Raw genomic sequence first — 21,044 nt, 5'->3', positions numbered from 1 at the left:
CACCCTATCGGGGTGCTCCGTCGGCACGCGTCGGAGCGAGATCGCCGTCGTCGAAGCGTCGATGCGCGTCCTCGACGTCGGGTACATGATCCTCCGCCCACGCCCGCACCGCGGCCAGCGGCACCAACAATGACCGACCGAGATCGGTGAGTTGGTACTCCACGTGCGGCGGCTGGCCACCGAGGTCGAGGCGGTCGACGAGTCCGTCATAGTGCAGGGCCCGCAGCGTCTCCGTCAACACCTTCGGGGTGATGCCCTCGATATGCGCCTTGAGCGCGCTGAAGCGCATCGGGCCGTCGGAGAGCGCGGTGATGACGAACACCGTCCACCGCGCCCCGATCCGGTGCAGCACAACCCGACTCGGACACGTCGCCGCCATCACGTCGTACGCCTTGGCCATCTCTTTCCTCTCACCGCAGTTCGCGCTCCCGGCACCGCTAGACGCCTCGATCTGCGCTGGTCGTCGACGATTTCGTTGAAGATACCGGTATCAAATCCATACCGTGGTCGGTGTTCAGCTTACCGATCTGAAGGGACCACGCCATGAGCGCACACCTGTCCGGAACCACCGTCCTCGTCGTCGGCGGTGCCAAGAACCTCGGACTGGCGATCGCACGCCGAGCCGACGCCGCGGGAGCGTCGGTGATCATCGGCGCGCGCGACATCGATTCCGCGGAGAAGGCGGCTGCCGGACTCCGTGACGGGCGCGGGATCGCGATAGACGTCACCGACGAACAGTCGATCGCCGCGGCCGCTGCCGAACTCGGGGCCGTCGACCACATCGTGAGTACCGCTGCGGCACACCACAATGTGCCCGTTGCCGAACTCGACCACGATGCGACAGTCAAGGCGTTCGACGCCAAAGTGATCGGGCCGATGCTGCTGGCCAAGCACTTCGCACCGAAGCTGCCACCGAGCGGATCGATCACCCTGTTCTCGGGCGTCGCCGCGTGGAAGCCTTCGCCGGGCTACTCGGTCATGGGCATCACGAACGGGGCGGTCTCGTTCGCGGTCAGCCATCTGGCCAACGAACTGAAACCCATTCGCGTGAACGCGATCTCGCCCGGAATCATCGACTCCGGAACCTGGGACGCCATGCCCGAGGCCGACCGAAGCGCGTTCTTCGACGGTGTCGCGGGCGGCAACCTCTCCGGGCGCGTCGGCGCCGTCGACGACATCGTCGACGCTGCCGAATGGCTGCTCACCGCGGGATTCGTGTCCGGGGAGACCATCCACGTCGAAGGCGGGGCACGCAGCGCGTGATCGCTACGCGTCGGGGATCGTCAGAACCTCGGCGCCGTCGTCGGTGACGACGAGTGTGTGCTCGAACTGCGCGGTCCACTTCTTGTCTGCGGTGACAACGGTCCAGCCGTCGTCCCACATCTCCCAGGGCAGCCCGCCGAGGTTGATCATCGGTTCGATCGTGAACACCATGCCGGGTTCGATCACGGTCTCGACGTTGGGCTGGTCGTAGTGCAGCACGACGAGCCCGTTGTGGAAGGTCTCGCCGATCCCATGCCCGGTGAAATCGCGAACCACGGTGTAGCCGAACCTGTTCGCGTACGCCTCGATCACCCGTCCGATGACGTTGAGCTCGCGACCTGGCTTGACCGCCTTGATCGCTCGTTCGGTGGCGATCCTGGTGCGCTCCACCAGATCCCGCACCTCCTGCGAGACATCGCCCGCCAGGAACGTCGCATTGGTGTCACCGTGCGCGCCGTCGATGTATGCGGTCACGTCGATGTTCACGATGTCGCCGTCTTCGATGACCGTCGAATCGGGGATTCCGTGACAGATGACCTCGTTGAGCGACGTGCAGCATGACTTGGGAAAGTCTTTGTAGCCCAACGTCGATGGGTATGCACCGTGGTCGGTCATGTACTCGTGTGCAATACGGTCGAGCTCGTCGGTGGTCACACCGGGAGCCACGGCCTTACCGGCCTCGGCGAGCGCGTTGGCGGCGATCTTCGACGCCACGCGCACCTTCTCGATGACCTCGGGGCTCTGCACCCACGGCTCGTGGCCCTCGTTGACGGTCGGCTTCCACACATATTCGGGGCGCTCAATGGAGTCGGGCACCTGACGGATGGGTGTCGGCTTTCCTGGTCGAAGAGCAGTGCGCACGGTCATACCTCCAGACTAGGCTCCGTGATCTCGATCAGTTCGTGGGGCGCCCACGACGGCCACTGCGCCGTGCCCGCGTGGTCGCCGTCGACGAAGCGTGCGACGATCCGCGTGACGTCGGGAGCCGAGTTGTCGTACACGGTCGCGTGATCGACCATGCCGATCGCGGCGGACACCAGAGCCCACAGACGCGCATACCTGCCGCGGATCTTGTCCTCCGGCACGAAATGCCCGCCTTCGACGACCCGTTCGGCGACACGCGCCACGGAGAGTTCGACGGGTACGAGCACGACGTGGAGGACCACGACGTAGCCCGATCGTCGCGCGCGGGTGATCAGGTGCAGCTTCGACGGGTGGGAGAACACGGTCTCGGCGACGAAGGACTCGCCCTGCTCGATCAGCGTCTCGCGGATCGTCGAGGCGATGCGGGCTGCCTCGTAGGAGTGCGCCTCGGGAGCCTCGGGCCAGCGATCGCGGGCGATCACGTCGGCGTTGACGAATACGCTGCCGGGCAGTAGCGGCGCGAGGCGCTGCTCGACGAACGTCGTCTTACCAGAACCGTTGGACCCGACGACGAGGTCGAGCCGCTTCACAGAACGATCTGCGTACCGTCAGGCAGATGCTTCACGACGCGTCCCTGGTCGTCGAGTGCCACCGTCGCGAGACCACGAGCCGCACGATCGGCGACGTGATTGCCTGTGGCGAGCGACTCTTCGAGGGATGCGGCGATCTCTGCGTTGAACACCGCCCCCTCCTCGATCGACAGATCACCGAGCGGGAGCCGTCCGGCGAGCGCGGCTTCGACACGACGTCGGGCGACCTGCCGCTGGTCGGACACCTCACGACCGACCCGCACCCAGTGCTCGAGTTGCTGTCGCGCAGAGCGCTGTTCGCGTCGGCCCTCCGACGCCGCGGCGTCGACAAGCTCCGACGAGAATCGAGTTACCTTGTCGGCAACGTTCGTCATGACTCCTCCTGACCACGAACCTCAACCCAGTGTAGCAATCTGCTACGGCCAGAGCCGGATGAGAGCCAGATCCCTCGGACGTCGCAGCCGATGCGACGACTAAGGTGAGACTAAGCCGACGCATTGCTCCAGGTGGCACAGATGGCATGTCGGGGAAAGCGGGAGGTCGCGGGCGATTGAGGTCTTCACGGGTGCTCGCGGTGTTGCTGGGAGCGCTGGTCGCGCTCGTCGCGGGCTGTAGCACCGCACCCATCCAACAGTCGACGAGCAGTTCGGTTTCCGCGACCGCACACCTGCGCAACGGACCGTCGACGGCGACACTTCCCGACCCCGACGTCGTGCCGGTCACCGCGACACCGACCATCACGCTGCCCGCGACGGTCGACTCCGTCGGACACGGCACGGTGACGGTCACCGACACCAGCCGCATCATCGCGATCGATCGCAACGGAACGCTTTCCAACACCGTGTTCTCACTTGGTCTGGGTTCTCGGGTGGTCGGCCGCGATAGGTCGACGACCTTCCCGTCAGCGTCGAAGCTCCCCCTCGTCACGACCAACGGACACACGCTCAGCGCCGAGGCGGTGCTCGCGCTGAACCCCACGGTGGTGCTCGTCGACGAGGACACGACGCCGCCCGGCGCCGTCGATCAGATTCGTAACTCCGGTATCCCGGTGGTGGCGTTCACCTCCACTCGAACGATTGCCACCACTCCGGCCCTCATCCGCGACGTTGCCGCAGCCCTCGGTGTTCGGCAGGCCGGCGAGCAACTCGTGACACGGACCGAGAAGGAGATCACCGACGCCCGAGCAGCGGTGCCCAATCCGTCGGGCAATCCGCGCATGGCGTTTCTCTACATCCGCGGCCCACGACTGGTGCTCATGTCCGGACCGCAATCGGGGGCCGATGATCTCATCGCAGCGCTCGGCGGCACCGACGCCGGAACCGCGTCGGGGCTCAAGCCCGGGTTCACCCAGGTCACCACGGAAGCCCTGCTCAGCGCGAATCCCGATGTGATCCTCGTGATGACCCAGGGCGCCGACTCGGTCGGCGGGCTCGACGGCGTCCTCGCGCTCCCCGGTGTCTCGCAGACCAGTGCGGGCAAAGCGCGTCGTGTGGTCCAGATGGACGAGACCGAGATGCTCTCGTTCGGACCCGACACAGGGAAGGTGCTCGGCGCACTCGCCCGGGCCATCTACGTATGACCCTGCAGACCTCACCGTCGCGATCGCGACACCTCACCACCCACGGCGGCCGCGTATCCGGCGTCGTCGTGATCGTGGCACTCCTGGTGTTGACCGTTCTGGTGGTGATCACCTCGGCGGCCGTCGGGCAGGTCAGCGTGTCGCCTGTCGAAGTCCTCGGCAGCCTCGCACACCACCTCCACCTGTCGATCGGACCGCTTCCGGCCGACATCGGTGAGTACACACTGTGGAACGTTCGCTTCCCCCGGATTGTCATGGGCCTCATCGTCGGCGCCGCGCTCGGTGCGGGCGGGTGTCTCATGCAGGGCGTCCTGGCCAATCCCCTCGCCGAACCCGGCGTCGTCGGAGTGTCGTCGGGTGCCGCCGTCGGCGCTGCGCTGATGATCGTCGTCGGCGGCGTCGGAGTGAACGGGTGGGCGCTCGCCGCTGTCGCGTTCGTCTTCGCGCTCGCCACCTCCGCAGCGGTGTACGTGCTCTCGCTGCGCGAAGGCTCGTCGTCGCCGATCATGTTGGTGCTCACCGGGATCGCCGTCAACGCCTTCGCTCTCGGCATCATCGCCTACCTCACATTCATCGCGTCGACGACAGCCCGCGAGCAGATCGTGTTCTGGCAACTCGGTTCACTCGAAGGCATCGGCTGGGGACCGGTGTGGGTGGCGCTGCCGCTAGTCGTGGCGGCCGTCGCGGCGTCGTTTCTGTTGGTGCACAAGCTCGATCTGCTCGCTCTCGGCGAGGTGCAGGCTGCGTCGCTGGGCGTGAACGTCGAGGTGGTGCGTCGGCAGGTCATCGTCCTGGTGGCCATCCTCACCGCGGCAGCCGTCGCGTTCACCGGCATCGTGATGTTCGTCGGACTGATCGTGCCGCACCTCATGCGGCTCATCGTCGGACCCCGACATTCGATCCTGTTGCCGACCAGCGTCATCGGCGGCGCACTGGTGCTCGCCGCCGCCGATCTCGCGGCACGGACCGTCATGCCTCCCGCGAGCCTGCCGCTCGGCCTGTTCACCTCGATCGTCGGCGGACCGGTCTTCTTCCTGCTCCTACGCCGCAGTCGAAACGCCGGAGCCGGCTGGTGAGCGCTGACACCCCGACAACGGACGGGCTGCTCGGAGAGCACATCGACGTCGAACTCGGCGGGCGAACCGTGGTCCGCGACGTCACGCTGGAGGTCGCACCCGGCGAACTCGTCGTGCTGGTCGGCCCCAACGGATGCGGAAAGTCGACGCTGCTGTCGGTGATGGCGGGTCTACGAACTCCGCAGGCGGGCCGTGTGACTGTCGGCGGCGTCGACATTTCCGGAATGCACGCACGGGATCTGGCGCGGGCACGCTCGCTGGTGACCCAGCAGAATCGTCCGGATACTCCGTTCACGGTCACCGAGGTCGTCGAGATGGGTCGGTATCCGTGGCTGCGCACTCCGCAGGCCGCCGAGTCACCGCAGATCATCGCCGAGTCGATGCGGCTGTGCCACCTCGACGAGATCGCCGAGCGCCCATTCGGACAACTCTCTGGAGGCCAGCAGGCACGCGTCTCGCTGGGTCGCGCACTCGCGCAGTCGACCCCGATCATGCTTCTCGACGAACCGACCGCGGCCCTCGACATCCACCACCAAGAGGGCGTCCTTGACATCTTGCGCAACCACCGCGACAACGGCGCAGCCATTCTGCTTGTGGTCCACGACCTTTCGCTCGCCGCCGCCTACGCCGACCGCGTCGCCCTGATGAAGGAGGGCCACCTGCTGGCCGTCGGCTCGGTGCGCGAGGTGATGACCGCGGACCGACTATCGGAGACCTACGACCACCCCGTCGAGATCTGGGACCACCCCGAGACCGGCCAACCGGTGATCATCCCGCGACGACGCTGAGCACGAACTACCCACTCGACGCTCAGAAGCGCACAGTCGACGTTCAGAGGCGCACAGTCGACGCTCAGAAGCGCACACTCGACGGGCCGCGCAGCGTCGACTGGGCCGCTCGAGCGTGCCGACTGGGCGCTCGAGCGTGCCGACTGGGCGCTCGAGCGTGCCGACTGGGCGCTCCAGCGTGCCGACTGGGCGTTCGAGCGTGCCGAGTGGGTAGCGCGGCTAGGGGCGGGTCGCTGTCGCGTAGCCCGGCGGCAGGAAGTTGAAGAAGTCGCGCGTAACCGCGACGGCGTTGTTCGAGTCGGCGCCGCGGACGACGAGCGTCGCGAAGGCGAGGTCGCCGCGGTAGCCCGCGAACCAGGCGTGCGATCCGCCGTCGAATTCGGCCTCACCGGTCTTGCCGTAGATCTCGCCCTGCTCGGCGATCGTCGTGCCGGTTCCCTCGGTGACGACCGCACGCATCATGGGGCGGAGCTTGTCCACGACGCCGGGTTCCAGCGCGGGCGTCGGACCGGTCACCGTGGTGGGCTTGCCGAGGATGAGTTGCGGGACAGGACGTTTGCCGTCGTTGGCGACGGTCGCCGCCACCAGGCTCAACCCGAGAGGGCTGACCAGCACCTTGCCCTGACCGAACCCGTCCTCGCTGCGGGCCACGAGCTCGTTGGCGATCGGAACAGACCCCGACACCGCGTCGAGGCCAGGGATCTCGTACTGCTCCCCCACGCCCATCGCCGCTGCAGTGTTGGCAAGATCCGACGGCCCCATCATGCTGGCGAGATGGGCGAACGTCGTGTTACACGACGACGCAAAGGCTTTCAGCATCGACACGGTGCCGAGCGAGAATCTGTCGTAGTTCGGGATGGTTCGCGGCCCGATCTCGATTTCACCGGGACACGGCACGAGCGAATCCGGTTGCGCCAGATCACGTCTGATCGCCGTGGCCGCGGTGACCATCTTGAACGTCGAACCGGGCGGGTACAGGCCGGTGGTGGCAATCGGTCCGCTCGCATCTGCCGACTGGTTCTGCGCCACTCCCAGGATGCGTCCGGTCGACGGTTGGACCACGACCATCGCGATCTGAAAACGATTGGTGGCGTTGACTGCTCGCTGTGCAGCCTCTTGGACGGCTCGCGACAGACTCAACGAGATCGACGGCGCAGGCGTTGCCGCATGGTCGGTGAGGACGTCCGCGTCGAGTCCGTTGGGGTTGACTGTCACGACGCGCCACCCGACGTGTCCGTCGACCTCACTGTCGACGACCTTCTTGACCTGAGACAGCAGCGCGGGTGCGAAATCCGGGTCCTTGGCGACCAGCTCGGCCTGCTCGTTGGTGACGACGCCGGGAATCGCCAATTGATCACGCAGACGGTCGAACTGGGCTTGGCTGAGACGCGTGATCGGATACTCGCCGTCCGTGGCGGTGGAATCCTCGGCAATCTTCTGCGCGTCGAGCGACATACCGGTCGCGTTGAGTGCCGCAGCAAGTCGGGTCACCGAATCGGCGACCGACCCCTCCTCCGCCGCCTTCTTCGCGTCGAAGTTGACCCCGACGACCGTTCCGTTGACCATCACCTGCGAGCCGTCGGCCTCGTTGACCGTCGCCCGCGGCGCCTCGACGATTCGCATCGACAAGCGTTGATTCGCACCGAGATCCGGGTGCACATCGGTCGACGTCCAGCGGACCGACCAGCCGGAATCGCTCCGCCCCATCTTGACCGTCGCCGGATAGCTCCATTCGCGGCCGCGGGGCAACTTCCAGCGATAGGTGACGTCGATGTCGGCCGTGTCGCCGTTGATGTCGGCACGACCGGCCTCCGCGGTCATTGACGTGGCACCCAACCCCGACCACGCGCCCTCGAGTCCCTGCGAAGCCTGATTGGGATTGTCGGTCAGCGCCGCGGCGGCGTCGACATCTCGTTTGCCGAACTCCGCGAGAAAGTGCTGTGCGGCCTGACGCGGACCGTCGTCAGCCGAGGTGCACGCAGTGGCCCCGACGATGAGCGCAGCACTGATCGCCACGGGAATCAGGGAAGTGACGTGACGTCTCAGAAGCACCATCGGTAGCCGATGATAAGCCCGCGAAGACCACCCGCCGGGGAGGCTCGCCCTAGTCGACGAGGACGGTCGCGAAGGTGCCCACCTCGGTGAATCCGATCCGCTGATAGACCGACCGTGCGGGAAGGTTGAAGCTGTTCACATACAGACTCGGGATCCTGCCCTGTGCCTGCACCGCCGCGGCGACCGCGGCAGTGCCACCCGCACCGAATCCCTGTCCGCGCCGCGTCGGATCGACCCAGACGCCCTGGATCTGGCCGACTCGGCGTGAGAGAGAACCGATCTCGGCTTTGAACACCACCGCGGCGCCGTCGAATCGTGCGAACACTCGCTGCGCCGAGATCAACGCGGCCAGACGTCGACGATACGAGCGGCCACCATCGCCCGCACAGGGGTCGACCCCGACCTCGCCGATGAACATCTCGACGGCAGCGGGCAGATAGACGTCGAGATCGTCGAGCGTCACCAGTCGCACGCCCGGATCGGGTGCGACAAGCGGCGGTCCCGACAGCGCGAGCAGCGGCTGCGCCGGGCGGACCTCACGAGCAGGACCCCATGCGGGGCACAGCCGATCCCACATGGCGAGGACGTGATCAGAGTCGCCGACGATCGACGAACAGACTCGCGAACTCGACAGGGCGCGCTCGGCAAAGTAATTCATGTCGGCGCTCGTACCGATCAGCGGGATGAGATTGGCGCCGGAGAAGCACAGTGACGTGGCGGGATCGTCGGCCGTCCACAGTTCGCCGCCCAGCAGCCGCGGGTCGATACCGTGCGTCTCGAAACGGGCCGCAACCATGCAACAGGCGACCGGGTCGGCATTGAGGACGCGCGCCACCACGGGGGCGTCGCGTGCGCCGAGCGGTTTGTCGCCCAACAGCCTCAGCACGTCATTCCTCCATCGACCCTGGTACCTCTTCCGACGACTTACCGACACCACGTGTCAACGAACCCGGGGTGCGGACTGTCGTCAGGAAACAGTCACGGTGGGTGATCCCACCGCTCCATCACCAGTTTCTCCCGATTCCTCCGCAATCCGCAGCGCTTCTTCGATCAGCGTCTCCACGATTTCGGCTTCGGGCACCGTTTTGATGACCTCGCCCTTGACGAAAATCTGGCCCTTGCCGTTGCCCGAGGCGACGCCGAGGTCGGCTTCGCGAGCCTCTCCGGGACCGTTCACGACGCAGCCCATCACGGCAACACGCAGCGGAACCTCCATACCCTCGAGCCCGGCGGTCACGGCGTCGGCCAACTTGTAGACGTCGACCTGCGCGCGCCCGCACGAGGGGCACGACACGATTTCGAGCTTGCGTGGGCGCAAATTGAGCGACTGCAGGATCGCGTCGCCCACCTTGATCTCCTCGGCGGGCGGTGCCGACAACGACACCCGGATGGTGTCGCCGATGCCCTGACTGAGCAGCGAACCAAAAGCCACCGACGACTTGATCGTCCCCTGGAATGCCGGACCCGCCTCGGTCACACCGAGGTGCAGCGGATAGTCACACTGCGCGGCCAGCTGCCGGTATGCCTCGACCATGATGACCGGGTCGTTGTGCTTGACCGAGATCTTGATGTCGCCGAAGCCGTGCTCCTCGAACAGCCCCGCCTCCCACAGCGCCGACTCGACCAACGCCTCGGGCGTCGCCTTGCCGTACTTCTGCATGATGCGCTTGTCCAACGACCCCGCGTTCACGCCGATCCGGATCGGGATGCCTGCGTCGCCCGCCGCCTTGGCGACCTCCTTGACGCGGCCGTCGAACTCCTTGATGTTGCCGGGGTTCACACGGACCGCCGCGCAACCGGCGTCGATCGCAGCGAAGATGTACTTCGGCTGGAAGTGGATGTCGGCGATGACCGGGATCTTGGACTTCTTCGCGATGATCGACAGCGCCTCGGCATCCTCCTGCCGGGGACACGCCACCCGGACGATGTCGCATCCCGACGCCGTCAGTTCGGCGATCTGCTGCAACGTCGCGTTGATGTCGTGCGTCTTCGTGGTGGTCATCGACTGCACCGACACCGGGTAGTCGCTGCCGACGCCCACCGACCCGACGTGGATCTGACGGGTTTTGCGACGCGGCGCCAGTACCGGCGGAGGACCCGCGGGCATACCGAGGCCGATGGCGGTGGCCCCACTCGTGGCAGGTGCGTTCATCTCGTACTCCTCGAAGCGGATTCGGTTGTCTGCGCGGCCGTCGAATCCGGGCCGCTCGCGGCCGTCGTATCTGGGCTGACGGGGCCGCGCATCAGAAGATCTTGATCGGGTTGACGATGTCGGCGGTCAAGGTCAGGACCATGAACCCCGCCATCACGATGACCACCGCGTAGGTGATCGGCATCAGTTTGTAGTAGTCGACGACGCCCCCTGGCGCCTTGCCGAACCACCGGCGCACGGTGTCGCGGCCCTTCTCGTAGCCGACGATCGCCATGTGCCCACCATCCAAGGGTAGTAGCGGGACCAAATTGAACAGCCCGAGGAACAGGTTGACGCTGATGAGCAGCAGCAGGAAGACGCTCCACTGCCCGCGCTCGACCGTCTGCCCGCCCATCACCGACGCGCCGTAAACGCTCACCGGCGAATCGGTTGCGCGTTCGCCACCGGTCACTGCGGCCCACAGCCCGCTGACCTTCGACGGCAGCGAGACCAACGCCTTGAACGTCTCGACGAGTAGCTGCCCGGTGAACGAGAACGTTCCCGGTACCGCCGTCGCGACGTTGTAGTGATTGATCGGCTCCGGAGGCGTATTGAGCTGCACACCGATGGCCCCGACCGTGATCGGCTTGAGCGACCCGTCGTCGGCCCTCTGCATCCGCTGCACCTGGGTGACGGGCACGTCGAGCGTCAGGGTATTGCCATCGCGCAAGACCTTGAGCTGGGCGGTGCCGGAGGTCTTCCACGTGGTCATGATCAGGTCGGCGTTGTTGTCGACACGATGCCCGTTGATCGCGACGACCTGGTCGCCCGAGCGCAGCCCTGCTTCCGCGGCGGGGCTGGGTCCCGAACAGGCCACCGGCTCGCCCTTGGCGTCTGTACTCGGGGCCACGCACGTCGCTTTGTCGACGTAGACAGGTGCGTTGTTGGCATCGGGACCGATCTTGGGCAGGCCGAACGCGATGGCCACGATGAACACGAGCACCAGGCCGAGCAGGATGTTCTGCGCAGGACCCGCGAGCAGCACCACGAACCGCTTCCACGGTTTCTGGCGGTACATGGCACGGTCACGCTCGTCGTCGGCGAGTTCGTCGTAGGGGGTCATGCCCGCGATGTCGCAGAAACCGCCAGCGGGAATCAACTTGATGCCGTATTCGGTTTCACCACGCTTGGTCGACCACAGCGTCGGGCCGAATCCGACGAAGTAACGTCGGACCTTCATGCCCGTGGCCTGCGCGGCCCACATGTGACCGCATTCGTGCCAGGCGACCGACAACACCAGCGCAACCGCAAACAGCACGACGCCGATCGCGAAACTCACGTACTCAACTCCAATTCGACGTCCCCGCAGCAAGCTCTACGGGCTGGTCTCCCTATCACGCGGAAGCGTGTGCGACGAACTGCGCAGCGCGCTCTCGTGCCCATGCGTCGGCGGCAAGGATCTCCTCCACAGTACCTGGCTGCGCACGCCATTCATCTGCGACGGCGAGCACATCGGCGATGATCTCGACGATGCGCGGAAAGCCGATGCGTCCAGCGAAGAACCCGGCGGCGGCCGCCTCGTTTGCGGCGTTGTACACCGCGGTGAGGCTTCCGCCCGCGCGACCGGCCTCCCGGGCGAGCTCGATCGCGGGGAACACGGTGTTGTCGACCGGTTCGAACGTCCACGACGACGCCGTCGAGAAGTCACAGGGAATCGACGAGCCCGGAACGCGGTCGGGCCAGCCGAGAGCCAGCGCGATCGGCAGTTTCATCGACGGCGGGGATGCCTTGGCGATCGTCGCGCCGTCGACGAAGGTCACCATCGAGTGCACGATCGACTGCGGGTGCACCGTCACGTCGATCCGGTCGTAGTCGACGTCGAACAGCAGGTGGGCCTCGATCACCTCGAGGGCCTTGTTGACCAGCGTCGCGGAGTTCAGCGTGATCAGGGGTCCCATCGACCAGGTCGGATGTTTACCCGCCTGCTCGGGCGTGACGTCGACGAGTTGCTCGCGAGTCCACCCCCGGAAGGGTCCACCAGATGCGGTCAGGACCAGCCGCGACACCTCCTCGGCCGTACCCGCCCGCAGGCACTGCGCGATGGCCGAGTGCTCCGAGTCGACGGGGACGATCTGCCCCGGCGACGCGGCGTCGAGGACCAGTGACCCGCCCGCGACCAGCGACTCCTTGTTCGCGAGCGCCAGCCGAGCGCCGGATTCCAACGTGGCGAGGCTCGGCCGCAGCCCGATCGATCCGACGATCGCGTTGAGCACCACATCGGCGTCGACGCTCTCGACGAGCCTGCACATCGCCTCCGCCCCGCCGAGGACTCCGTCGCCCAGTTCGGCCGCGAGTTTTTCCGCCGCGCCCGAGTCGGCGACGGCGACGCGATCCGCTGTCAGTCCGGTCGACCGCGCCTGCTGCGCCAGAAGGTCGAGGTTGCCGCCGCCTGCGCCGAGTCCGACCACCTCGAATCGCTCGGGATGCTCGGCGATCACCTCGAGGGCGTGAACCCCGATCGAGCCGGTCGAGCCGAGAATCAGTACACGTGTGCTCACCCGACCATTGTCGCTCACCGGGCAACTCAGGCAGGCGGGTGGACCTTGCGCCAGTGTTCGGCGATCTCGATGCGTCGAGGTATCCAGACGCCGTCGTGCGACTGCACGTGGTCGAGGAATCGCTCGAGCGCCGCCAATCGTGACGGACGTCCGACGACCCGGCAGTGCAGGCCGACCGACAGCATCTTCGGTGAACCCTCGAGTCCCTCGCGATAGAGCACGTCGAATGCGTCACGCAGCTGTGCGTAGAACTGTTCCCCCGAGGGAAAGCCGCCGGGCGACGCGAACCGCATGTCGTTGGTGTCCATCGTGTAGGGCACGACGAGATGGTCGACGTCCTCGATCGCCCCGTCGGTGCGCCTCGGCACCTTGACCCAGTACGGCAGATCGTCGGCGTAACTGTCGGAGTCGTAGGCGAACCCCCCGTACTCGACGACCAGATCGCGAGTCTTCGGCGAGTCTCTGCCGGTGTACCAACCGAGCGGTCGCGACCCGGTGATCTCGGTCAGCAGCTCAATCGCCGCACGCATGTGCTCGCGCTCGACGTGCTCGTCGACCATCTGATAGTTCAGCCAGCGATACCCGTGACACGCGATTTCGTCGCCGCGCTCGACGAATGCCGCCGCGACCTCTGGGTTGCGCGCCATCGCCTGCGCGACGGCGAAGATCGTCAACGGCAATTCGTGTCGAGAGAACGTACGCAGGATGCGCCACACCCCCGCACGGGAGCCGTACTCGTAGAGCGACTCCATGCTCATGTGCCGATTCGGAAATGACTGCGCGCCAACCATCTCGGACAGAAAGGTCTCGCTGCCGCGGTCGTTCTCGAGGACGTTGTTCTCGCTGCCCTCTTCGTAGTTGAGGACGAACTGCACCGCGATTTTCGCGTCACCCGGCCACTGCGGATCGGGGGTGGTACGTCCGTATCCGATCATGTCGCGGGGGTATGCCTCTGTGCGGTAATCGTTCAGCGAACGTGTCGTCGGGAGCATGGCGGCATTCTCTCCTACATCGCGCGTGGCCGTGCGACGGGGCGACGACGCGGCCGCTATGCTCATCGTGAACTACTACTGATCGTCGTCGGACATCTGTAGTTGGGCAGAAGTGTCAGTCGTTTCGCAGTGAGGAGCCACCGTGGCAAGCACCGAGGTCGAGCACGAGCAGCACAAGCAGATCGACACCGGCTGGAGGCACGAGCCCGAGGATGCGCCTTCGGCACGATTCGGCTGGCACGGCACCGCGACGAAATCGATGTATGCCGCCGGCTGGTTCTGCGTCGCAGCGCTGCTGTTCATGCTGATCGGCAACCAGGTCGGCCACGTCGAGGACATCTACCTGATCGTCATCGCCGTCGCGCTCGCGTGCATCCTGCTCTACAAGATGTTCAAGAAGAAGAAGTGGAGCTGAGCGGCTAACCGCTCGTCTCCTCGGCAGCGAGCTGGCCGCATGCCGCGGCGATCTCCTGCCCGCGCGTGTCGCGGACGGTGCACGACACCCCCTGCGCGCGCACGCGTCGAACGAATTCCCGCTCGACGTCCTTCGGGCTCGCATCCCACTGCGAGCCGGGCGTCGGGTTGAGCGGAATCAGGTTCACGTGCACCAAGGACCCGAGTGCCTTGTGTAGCTTGCTGCCCAACATGTCGGCTCGCCACGGCTGATCGTTCACGTCACGGATCAACGCATACTCGATCGAGACCCGACGCCCCGTGGTGTCGGCGTAATACCGGGCGGCGTCGAGAACTTCCTGCACCGACCAGCGGTTGTTGACGGGCACCAGCGTGTCACGCAGTTCGTCATCGGGAGTGTGCAAAGACACAGCCAGTGTCACTGAGAGACCCTCGTCGGCGAGGCGTCGGATCGCGGGCGCCAGACCGACGGTCGACACGGTCACCGAGCGAGCCGAGATTCCCAGCCCCTCCGGACTCGGCGACGTGATCTGCTTGACCGCGGAGACGACGCGCTTGTAGTTGGCCAGCGGCTCCCCCATGCCCATGAAGACCACGTTCGAGAGCCTGCCGGCATCGCCGAACTCGCCGTCGCGCAATGCTCGCGCCGCCACACGCACCTGATCGACGATCTCACCGGTCGACAGGTTGCGGTCGAGTCCGCCCTGCCCGGTCGCACAGAACGGGCAGGCCATTCCGCATCCCGCCTGACTGGAGATGCACAGCGTGTTGCGATCGCTGTAGCGCATCAAAACGCTCTCGAGCAGGGTGCCGTCGTGCAGGCGCCAGAGGGTTTTGCGTGTGCTGCCGTCGTCGCAGGCGATATGGCGGACGGGCGTGAGCAGCTGCGGGAACAGTGCCTCCGCGACAGCGGGACGAGCCGACGCCGGGAGGTCTGTCATCTCCTCGACGTCGCCGTTGAGACGTGAGTAGTACTGCCGCGCCAACTGGTCTGCGCGGAATTTCGGCAGGCCGAGATCGGTGATGACCGCGCGCCGACCGTCGACATCGAGATCAGCGAAGTGCGTCGGCGGCAGTCCCTTCTTGGGCGCGGTGAACACGAGCGGCAATGACGTCATGAATCAATTGTCGCATGTCATCATGGGTGTATGAACCACGGCGACAAGCGCAGGGCCAACCACGACGTGACCGAACCCGACGTGACGCCCACCGTCGACCCCACCGAACATCAGGCCCTACTCGCCGAACGGCAGGAGTTGCGCACCAAGATCGAGAAGGTCGAGCACACGCGCGCTCGCGCAGCGTTCACGGGCCTGGTCGTCGGGGCGGTCATCACGATCCTGCTGCTGGTATTCATCCTCCAGAACCTCGACTCGCAGCGGATCGACGTTCTGTTCTGGGAGGTCAACCTGCCCGTCGGGGTCAGCTTGCTGATCGCCGCGATCGCGGGAGCGTTGATTGTCGCGATGGCGGGAGGCGCACGCGTGTTCCAGCTCAACCGTGCATTGAAGAAGGCCAAGAGTGCGACGGAGCCGCCACCGGAGTAGTGCCCCTCACGCACCCACCGATCGCGGTGTGACGCCGCCGTCGAGGTGACTGACGATCCGATGAATCGACGCGTCGCGTGTGAGCTTCTCGTCGAGCAGCGGATTGATGAGTCCTCGAAGCGCCGAGTACACCCACCATTGCCGGGGCGCGATCACCTGTCCCCTCCTGGACGCGATTGCGTCGAGGAGGACTCTCGCGGCGTCGTCTGCGGTGATCCGACGATTCAGCGGCCACGGCAGTTGCCCGCCGATCTCGCGCCCGATCGGGTCGTCGTCGAGCGTCGCCCGCGTCATGTCCGTCTCCACGATGCCGAAGTACGCGATGCCCGCAGAGGCGCCGTACGCCGACAGTTCTATGCGCAGCGCTCGCCCGAGTTGTTCCACCCCCGATTTGGTGATCATGTACGCCGAACCTCCCATCCCGGGAGCGAACGCAGCGCACGAGGCAACCAACTGCATGTGCCCACGCGCGGCGATCACCGGCTCCATACACGCGCGCACGGTGTTGAACACGCCGCGCAGGTTGACGTCGATGACGCGGTCGAAGGCCACCGGATCAACGCCGCGCAGCGTTGCCGTCGGTGGCGTGATGCCCGCGTTGGCGACAACGTGATCGAGATGGCCGAACCTGCCGATCGCCTTGTCGACGGCGGCGGCCATCGAATCCAGTTCGCGCACATCTGCTTCCACCGTGAGGATGGCGTCGTCGGCGAAATCGGCACTGGCGGATTCCAGTGCGGCAGCGTCGACGTCGGTCAGCACGACGTGTGCACCCGAGTCGACGAGGAGGCGCGCGGTGCGCAGCCCGATCCCCTGTGCCGCCCCGGTGACGAGAACCACCGACCCGCGAATGTCCGTCCTGCTCATCCGACTACTACCTCCTGCGTCGTCGTCGACGCCGCAGGTCGAGTCGGAATGCCCGTTCGGACGTCGAAGTCATCCCAGTTCACGTGTTTCATCGCGCGCCTGAAGGTGAAGACGTACCCCGGCCAGAAGGTGAAGTTTCGTCCAGACGGACTGAGGTAATAGCTCGAGCAGCCACCGGTGTTCCACACCGACTCCTCAAGGCCTTTATCGACCTCGTCCACAAACCGATCCTGCGCCGACTGTGTGACATCAAAACTGCGGATTCGCCTCCGGCGCATGGCCTTCAGCGCATCGACCAGGTAGTCGACCTGCGCCTCGATGGTGACCACCTGCGAGGTGTAGACCACCGAGTTGGGTCCGAGGATCATGAAGAAGTTCGGAAACCCCGCCACGCTCGTTCCCATGTAGGCCTTCATCTCGCCATTGCCCCACACCTGCGACAGGCTGCGGCCGTCAGCACCGTGAATGCGCGAGAAGCCCTGTCCCGCCGCGAGTTTGAAGCCGGTACCGAGGAGGATGGTGTCGACCTCATGAACGCGACCGTCGGCCGTCTCGATCCCTGTCGGTCGCACACCGACTACCGCGTCGGAGACCACCGCAGCGTTCGGTGCGGCCAGCGCCGGGTAGTACCTGTTGGAGAAGGTCGGCCGCTTGCACCCGAAGGAATACGTCGGCGTCAGGGCTGCCCGGAGCTTGTCGTCTGCCACCTGCCGGCGGAGATGCCACCGGCCGAGTGCCGCAGCAGGTTTCAGCAATGAGGGATGGCTCACCAATCCGGGCACCATCATCTCCTGCACCATTGAACAGACTCCGCGCAGTGCGCGCTGGGTGACGGGCACCCGAGCAAACATTGCACGTACACGCTGCGGGATCGGCCGGTCAGGGTGCGGCAGAATCCAGGTGGGCGTGCGCTGGAAGAGGGCCAGATGAGCCACCCGCGGCTGCAACTGGGGAACGAATTGCACTGCGGACGCGCCGGTTCCGATGACGGCAACCCGCTTACCCTCGGGCGACCACGCGTGATCCCACTGCGCCGAGTGGAAGACATCGCCGTCGAAGTCGTCGAGTCCGGGAATGTCGGGTCGGGACGGCTCGCTGAACGGCCCCGTCGCGCCGACGAGAACATCAGCGGTGAATGCCGATCCGTTGACCGTCAGACGCCAGACCTGAGCGAGGTCATCCCACGACGCATCGCTGACGTCATGGCCGCACCGGACGTGAGGGGTAACCCCGAAATCGTCAGCGCACCGGGCGATGTACGCCTGGATCTCACGCTGCAGTGGGTACAGGCGTGTCCAGTCCGGATTCGGGGCGAACGAGAACGAGTACAGCGCCGACGGGATGTCGCACTGCGCTCCGGGGTACGTGTTGACCTCCCACGTTCCCCCGACATCTGCGGCGCGCTCGAATACGACCAGATCGTCGAATCCGTTCTGCAAGCATCGAATCGCGGCGCCGATGCCACCGAACCCCGCGCCGATGATCGCCACGTGAAAGTGTCGTCGGGCCGGGTCGTGGAGGGTTGGGTCGTGCTGTTGGGCTGGGTCTTGTGGGGCTGAAGAGTGCACTACGGTTCCTCCTAGAGGTCGACGACAACGTGGTCGTCTGCTGCGCGCGAGACGCAGATCATCATCGAATCGTCACGTTCGTCACCGATCAGCACGCGGTCGTGGTGCTCGACGGCCCCGGCGAGCACGCGCACCCGACACGCCCCGCAGAAGCCCTGCTGGCAGGAGTAGCGCACGTCGGGTCGCACACGGCGGATCGCCGCGAGGGCGCTCTCGTCTGAAGCGACGTCGACCGAACCCCCCGACGCGAAATCGATACGGAACGGCTCGCCGTCGACAATCGGTGGTGGACTGAATCTTTCGCTGTGTAGTTCGCGGCGGGGAGCTCGCTGCATGACGAGGCGTCGTGCCGCGTCGAGCATGCTCGACGGTCCGCACAGGTAGATCGGCCCGGCCTCCCTGTCGCTGCCGATACCGAGGATGTCGGCGATGTCGGGAGTGCCGTCGACGTCGTCGGTATGGACGCGTACCCGGTCGCCGTCGAGTGCGAGCAGCTCGTCGAGAAGAGGCATCGTCGCCCGTGATCGGCCGGTGTAGACGAGTCGCCAGTCGAGGCCGCGCGCATGTGCCTCTCGCACCATCGGCAGGATCGGGGTGATGCCGATGCCGCCCGCCACGAATCGACAGTCCGCCGTCGCGGCGAAGTTGAAGGCGTTGCGCGGTCCCCGAATTCGCAGCTGATCACCACTTCGCAGTACGTGCATCTCCGCTGAGCCGAGCCCGCCGGGTATGCGCCGCACCGCGATTCGATAGGTGGTGGTGTCGGCGGGATCGCCGGTCAGCGAGTAATGGCGTTGACGGTCGGTCGAGGTGAACACGTCGATGTGAGCGCCGGGACTCCAGGCGGGCAACGCCGAGCGGTCAGGTCGGGCGAGGGTGATCAGGCGCACCCCGTCGACGGCCTCGACACTCTCGACCACGTCGAGTCGCATGTCGAATCCGACGCGACGCACCGGGTTCGGCCGCGAAAGGCGTTCGGCGAACCGCGCCTGCGCGAAGACGCGAGAATAGCCCCGCGCCAACCGGTGGATCTCACGCAGGACCGGCGTCGGATTCTCGACGTCGGTCGTGGGCGGCGGAAGGTAGTTCACCGCTCTGCCGCTCGCGCCGCGGGCGAGATCGCAAGGTAGCGAATGGCTTTGTCGATGTCGCCCATGGTCGACGGGTGGAATCCCGGGCGGAGGTACAGGTAGATCTGCTCGAACAGGAACGAGACTCCGGGAATCATGTGCCTGCGTGCCGCTCGTGCGAACGCCACGGGCCACGGGCGGCGTCGAGCGATGGTTGCGTCATTGCGGTAGAGGTACGCGGCTGTCGAAAACCACAGTGCGGCAAGACCTGTCGACGCGATCAGTGCAGTCCGAGCACGACGGAAGTAGCCCCCGTCGACATACTGGAATGCATCGAATGCGACGTTTCGATGTTCGAGTTCTTCAGCACCGTGCCACCGAAGCAGGTCAAGCATCGTCGGGTCGACGCCGATGTCGTCGAAAGCCGTGTTGTCGAGCAGCCACTCACCCACCACCGCTGTGAAATGCTCTGCAGCCGCGTAGATCCCGAGGCGCTCCGACAGCCACGCCCTGCTGGCACGGCCGTCGGTGATGCCGTGGTCGCCGAAGATCTTCTCGACGGCGAACTCGATGCGCGCCATCACCGGACCGATCTCGACCCCGTTGGCGATCAGGTACTTTCGGAATCCCTCGTGCGACGACGCGTGCGTGGCCTCCTGACCGACGAATCCGACGACCTCCTCCCGCAATCGTGGGTCGTCGATGAATGCGAGCGCCTGCGCGAATACGTCGGCCATGGCTCGTTCGCCCTCGGGCAGGACGAGGTGCATGACGTTCCAGAAGTGCGTCGCGTACGGCTCGCCGGGGATGTACTCCAGCGGCACGCCGCTCCAGTCGAATCGAACCGGACGAGCATTGATCGCCAACGCTTCCTGCTCGTACTCGCGTGTGCGCGCCCGGTGTGCCTGTGGCTGTGCTTGCGTCACAAACCCTCCTCCTCGTGCCAACTCGGGGCGACGCCTGCGTGAGTCACGTCACCTTCCTGACGCGAACAGTGAAACACAAATTGACTCAGTGTTTCAATAGCTCGGTCGTTTAGGCTGACACCATGTCCGTGCCCGGTTTGTTCACCACGGGGGCGGGCGTCGACACCGCATCCGACCCGATTCTCGACGCCGCCCTCGACGTCTTCGCCGACATCGGAATCCGTCGCGCGACGGTCGACGACATCGCCAAGCGAGCGGGAGTCGGACGCGTCACCGTGTACCGCCGCATCGGCGGGCGCAACGAGGTCTTGACCGCGGTTCTCATCCGCGAGGCGTCGCGACTGTTCGCCGACGTACGCGCCGCGGCCGACGCCGCGGAGACCTATGCCGACAGGGTGGTGACCGCATTCGCCACGACGGTGACGACGGTGCGCGGCAACCCGGTGTGGAACCGACTCATCGAACTCGAGCCCGCGTCGGTGCTGGAGCAGTTGACGCTCAACGGATCGTTCATCCTGGCCGCCGCCGTCGAGGCAACCGCCGACATCTTGCGCACCCCCGATGTCGCACTCGACGACGACGAATTGGCATCGCGCGCCGAAATTCTGGTGCGCATCACGCACTCCATCCTGCTGACGCCCGAGGTGCGCGTACCACTGACGAACTACGCCGACGTCGAGAAGTTCGCACGCGACCACCTACTCGCGATCGCAGGCCCGGGCTGAAAGGCCCCCAGGGACCACTGAAACGACGTTG

The 21,044-nt window shown here is 65.9% G+C and carries 22 protein-coding genes; 7 read left to right on the top strand and 15 right to left on the bottom strand.

The genetic code is table 11. From position 1 onward, the window contains the following. Nucleotides 1-4: 4 nt before the first annotated feature. The gene (locus A5788_RS06845; RefSeq protein ID WP_049697106.1) at nucleotides 5-400 is read right to left on the bottom strand and encodes a winged helix-turn-helix transcriptional regulator; all 396 of its coding nucleotides are present in this window, start codon (nucleotides 398-400) and stop codon (nucleotides 5-7) included. Between the two features lie 143 nt (nucleotides 401-543). On the opposite strand from A5788_RS06845, the gene A5788_RS06840 reads away from it, so the two are divergent. Then, nucleotides 544-1,263, top strand: coding sequence for an SDR family oxidoreductase (locus A5788_RS06840; RefSeq protein WP_064869871.1), 720 nt, complete (start codon nucleotides 544-546; stop codon nucleotides 1,261-1,263). A 3-nt stretch (nucleotides 1,264-1,266) separates the two neighbouring features. Here the strand turns inward: A5788_RS06840 and map are convergent, their stop codons facing one another. From map to A5788_RS06825, 3 genes are read right to left on the bottom strand one after another with little or no spacing between them, the layout of a single operon-like run. Further along, on the bottom strand, nucleotides 1,267-2,130 hold the full coding sequence (gene map, locus A5788_RS06835; protein ID WP_064869870.1) for a type I methionyl aminopeptidase: 864 nt from the start codon (nucleotides 2,128-2,130) through the stop codon (nucleotides 1,267-1,269). Next, on the bottom strand, nucleotides 2,127-2,717 hold the full coding sequence (locus A5788_RS06830; RefSeq protein WP_064869869.1) for a zeta toxin family protein: 591 nt from the start codon (nucleotides 2,715-2,717) through the stop codon (nucleotides 2,127-2,129). Before A5788_RS06830 ends, map begins: the two co-directional genes overlap by 4 nt. Then, on the bottom strand, nucleotides 2,714-3,091 hold the full coding sequence (locus A5788_RS06825) for a TA system antitoxin ParD family protein (protein ID WP_049697102.1): 378 nt from the start codon (nucleotides 3,089-3,091) through the stop codon (nucleotides 2,714-2,716). Before A5788_RS06825 ends, A5788_RS06830 begins: the two co-directional genes overlap by 4 nt. Nucleotides 3,092-3,282: 191 nt before the next feature. On the opposite strand from A5788_RS06825, the gene A5788_RS06820 reads away from it, so the two are divergent. From A5788_RS06820 to A5788_RS06810, 3 genes are read left to right on the top strand one after another with little or no spacing between them, the layout of a single operon-like run. Further along, nucleotides 3,283-4,296, top strand: a complete 1,014-nt coding sequence (locus A5788_RS06820; RefSeq protein WP_442902886.1) for a heme/hemin ABC transporter substrate-binding protein — start codon at nucleotides 3,283-3,285, stop codon at nucleotides 4,294-4,296. Next, entirely contained in the window at nucleotides 4,293-5,372 is a 1,080-nt protein-coding gene (locus tag A5788_RS06815; protein ID WP_064869867.1) for a FecCD family ABC transporter permease, read from the top strand. Before A5788_RS06820 ends, A5788_RS06815 begins: the two co-directional genes overlap by 4 nt. Continuing rightward, a complete protein-coding gene (locus A5788_RS06810) occupies nucleotides 5,366-6,160 on the top strand; it encodes a heme ABC transporter ATP-binding protein (RefSeq protein ID WP_064869915.1) in 795 nt (264 codons plus the stop codon). Before A5788_RS06815 ends, A5788_RS06810 begins: the two co-directional genes overlap by 7 nt. A 219-nt stretch (nucleotides 6,161-6,379) precedes the next feature. On the opposite strand, the gene A5788_RS06805 is transcribed toward A5788_RS06810, so the two are convergent. From A5788_RS06805 to puuE, 6 genes are all read right to left on the bottom strand, one after another. Then, nucleotides 6,380-8,215 carry a penicillin-binding transpeptidase domain-containing protein gene (locus tag A5788_RS06805; protein WP_064869866.1) on the bottom strand — a complete coding sequence of 612 codons (1,836 nt, stop codon included), beginning with the start codon at nucleotides 8,213-8,215 and terminating at the stop codon, nucleotides 6,380-6,382. A gap of 49 nt (nucleotides 8,216-8,264) precedes the next feature. Beyond that, complete coding sequence (locus A5788_RS06800; RefSeq protein WP_049697098.1) at nucleotides 8,265-9,101, bottom strand: GNAT family N-acetyltransferase; 837 nt, start codon at nucleotides 9,099-9,101, stop codon at nucleotides 8,265-8,267. Nucleotides 9,102-9,182: 81 nt separating this feature from the next. Next, nucleotides 9,183-10,367: a flavodoxin-dependent (E)-4-hydroxy-3-methylbut-2-enyl-diphosphate synthase gene (ispG, locus tag A5788_RS06795; protein WP_064869865.1), complete on the bottom strand. Its 1,185-nt coding sequence runs from the start codon at nucleotides 10,365-10,367 to the stop codon at nucleotides 9,183-9,185. A gap of 91 nt (nucleotides 10,368-10,458) precedes the next feature. Continuing rightward, complete coding sequence (locus A5788_RS06790; RefSeq protein ID WP_064869864.1) at nucleotides 10,459-11,685, bottom strand: M50 family metallopeptidase; 1,227 nt, start codon at nucleotides 11,683-11,685, stop codon at nucleotides 10,459-10,461. 55 nt (nucleotides 11,686-11,740) lie between these two features. Further along, entirely contained in the window at nucleotides 11,741-12,904 is a 1,164-nt protein-coding gene (dxr, locus tag A5788_RS06785) for a 1-deoxy-D-xylulose-5-phosphate reductoisomerase (RefSeq protein WP_064869863.1), read from the bottom strand. 26 nt (nucleotides 12,905-12,930) lie between these two features. Continuing rightward, a complete protein-coding gene (gene puuE / locus A5788_RS06780) occupies nucleotides 12,931-13,896 on the bottom strand; it encodes an allantoinase PuuE (RefSeq protein ID WP_064869862.1) in 966 nt (321 codons plus the stop codon). 142 nt (nucleotides 13,897-14,038) lie between these two features. On the opposite strand from puuE, the gene A5788_RS06775 reads away from it, so the two are divergent. After that, nucleotides 14,039-14,311, top strand: a complete 273-nt coding sequence (locus A5788_RS06775; RefSeq protein ID WP_049697093.1) for a DUF2631 domain-containing protein — start codon at nucleotides 14,039-14,041, stop codon at nucleotides 14,309-14,311. A 4-nt stretch (nucleotides 14,312-14,315) separates the two neighbouring features. Here A5788_RS06775 and rlmN read toward each other — a convergent pair whose 3' ends face one another. Beyond that, nucleotides 14,316-15,428, bottom strand: coding sequence for a 23S rRNA (adenine(2503)-C(2))-methyltransferase RlmN (rlmN, locus tag A5788_RS06770; protein WP_049697460.1), 1,113 nt, complete (start codon nucleotides 15,426-15,428; stop codon nucleotides 14,316-14,318). 30 nt (nucleotides 15,429-15,458) lie between these two features. Between rlmN and A5788_RS06765 the strand changes: the two genes are divergently transcribed. After that, nucleotides 15,459-15,857: a LapA family protein gene (locus tag A5788_RS06765; protein ID WP_064869861.1), complete on the top strand. Its 399-nt coding sequence runs from the start codon at nucleotides 15,459-15,461 to the stop codon at nucleotides 15,855-15,857. Between the two features lie 6 nt (nucleotides 15,858-15,863). Here A5788_RS06765 and A5788_RS06760 read toward each other — a convergent pair whose 3' ends face one another. The 4 genes from A5788_RS06760 to A5788_RS06745 all read right to left on the bottom strand — a co-directional run bounded on the left by A5788_RS06760 (nucleotide 15,864) and on the right by A5788_RS06745 (nucleotide 20,288). Continuing rightward, nucleotides 15,864-16,724, bottom strand: coding sequence for an SDR family oxidoreductase (locus A5788_RS06760; protein ID WP_064869860.1), 861 nt, complete (start codon nucleotides 16,722-16,724; stop codon nucleotides 15,864-15,866). Beyond that, nucleotides 16,721-18,214 (bottom strand): flavin-containing monooxygenase, encoded by a 1,494-nt coding sequence (locus tag A5788_RS06755; RefSeq protein ID WP_064869859.1) that lies wholly within the window; start codon nucleotides 18,212-18,214, stop codon nucleotides 16,721-16,723. The genes A5788_RS06760 and A5788_RS06755 overlap by 4 nt, the downstream gene beginning before the upstream one ends. Nucleotides 18,215-18,303: 89 nt before the next feature. Next, nucleotides 18,304-19,383 (bottom strand): PDR/VanB family oxidoreductase, encoded by a 1,080-nt coding sequence (locus A5788_RS06750; protein ID WP_064869858.1) that lies wholly within the window; start codon nucleotides 19,381-19,383, stop codon nucleotides 18,304-18,306. Continuing rightward, complete coding sequence (locus A5788_RS06745; protein ID WP_064869857.1) at nucleotides 19,380-20,288, bottom strand: metal-dependent hydrolase; 909 nt, start codon at nucleotides 20,286-20,288, stop codon at nucleotides 19,380-19,382. Before A5788_RS06745 ends, A5788_RS06750 begins: the two co-directional genes overlap by 4 nt. Before the next feature lie 122 nt (nucleotides 20,289-20,410). Between A5788_RS06745 and A5788_RS06740 the strand changes: the two genes are divergently transcribed. Next, the gene (locus A5788_RS06740; protein WP_049697087.1) at nucleotides 20,411-21,013 is read left to right on the top strand and encodes a TetR/AcrR family transcriptional regulator; all 603 of its coding nucleotides are present in this window, start codon (nucleotides 20,411-20,413) and stop codon (nucleotides 21,011-21,013) included. Nucleotides 21,014-21,044: the final 31 nt, after the last annotated feature.

This window comes from Gordonia sp. 852002-50816_SCH5313054-c (assembly GCF_001665925.1).
Taxonomy (GTDB): domain Bacteria; phylum Actinomycetota; class Actinomycetes; order Mycobacteriales; family Mycobacteriaceae; genus Gordonia; species Gordonia jacobaea.
The sequence above is the reverse complement of the archived record's forward strand: the minus strand, read 5'-3'. Positions and strand labels throughout refer to the sequence as shown.

Excerpts from the sequence above, each read along its gene's own strand:
- A5788_RS06815 (WP_064869867.1), top strand. The coding sequence starts at position 4,293 with ATGACCCTGCAGACCTCACCGTCGCGATCGCGACACCTCACCACCCAC.
- A5788_RS06740 (WP_049697087.1), top strand. The coding sequence starts at position 20,411 with ATGTCCGTGCCCGGTTTGTTCACCACGGGGGCGGGCGTCGACACCGCA.
- A5788_RS06765 (WP_064869861.1), top strand. The coding sequence starts at position 15,459 with ATGAACCACGGCGACAAGCGCAGGGCCAACCACGACGTGACCGAACCC.
- A5788_RS06825 (WP_049697102.1), bottom strand. The coding sequence starts at position 3,091 with ATGACGAACGTTGCCGACAAGGTAACTCGATTCTCGTCGGAGCTTGTC.
- map (WP_064869870.1), bottom strand. The coding sequence starts at position 2,130 with ATGACCGTGCGCACTGCTCTTCGACCAGGAAAGCCGACACCCATCCGT.
- A5788_RS06845 (WP_049697106.1), bottom strand. The coding sequence starts at position 400 with ATGGCCAAGGCGTACGACGTGATGGCGGCGACGTGTCCGAGTCGGGTT.
- A5788_RS06760 (WP_064869860.1), bottom strand. The coding sequence starts at position 16,724 with ATGAGCAGGACGGACATTCGCGGGTCGGTGGTTCTCGTCACCGGGGCG.
- rlmN (WP_049697460.1), bottom strand. The coding sequence starts at position 15,428 with ATGACGTCATTGCCGCTCGTGTTCACCGCGCCCAAGAAGGGACTGCCG.
- A5788_RS06840 (WP_064869871.1), top strand. The coding sequence starts at position 544 with ATGAGCGCACACCTGTCCGGAACCACCGTCCTCGTCGTCGGCGGTGCC.
- puuE (WP_064869862.1), bottom strand. The coding sequence starts at position 13,896 with ATGCTCCCGACGACACGTTCGCTGAACGATTACCGCACAGAGGCATAC.
- A5788_RS06805 (WP_064869866.1), bottom strand. The coding sequence starts at position 8,215 with ATGGTGCTTCTGAGACGTCACGTCACTTCCCTGATTCCCGTGGCGATC.
- ispG (WP_064869865.1), bottom strand. The coding sequence starts at position 10,367 with ATGAACGCACCTGCCACGAGTGGGGCCACCGCCATCGGCCTCGGTATG.